At 36.7% G+C, this 275-nt stretch carries 1 pseudogene; it reads right to left on the bottom strand.

The features are described from left to right. Positions 1 to 198 precede the first annotated feature (198 nt). Positions 199 to 275 (bottom strand): annotated as a pseudogene (cspC, locus tag NU887_RS21150) (cold shock protein CspC); the annotation flags it as partial.

Here is a 275-nt window from a genome sequence, read left to right as displayed (position 1 = left end):
GATGCATCGTTTCTATCTTTATTTTATCCTATTAACATCGTGAATAACGAATATAACTGTGGACAATTCGTTACAGAAAAGAAACAACTTTTTGACAACTTACCCTATAACAAAAACCCCTTGCGAAAAACAAGAGGTTCTACTACATATATATAACGTTGCCACAAACGCAGCTTTCTCTTCCCAAAACAATATACCCTACAGTTTCACAACATTAGCTGCTTGTGGTCCACGTGCTCCATCTACAATGTCAAACTCTACTTGTTGCCCTTCTT

This window comes from Aquiflexum gelatinilyticum, assembly GCF_024741135.1.
Taxonomy (GTDB): Bacteria; Bacteroidota; Bacteroidia; order Cytophagales; family Cyclobacteriaceae; genus Cognataquiflexum; species Cognataquiflexum gelatinilyticum.
Note: the sequence above shows the minus strand (reverse complement) of the source record. Positions and strands in the feature narration are given on the sequence as shown.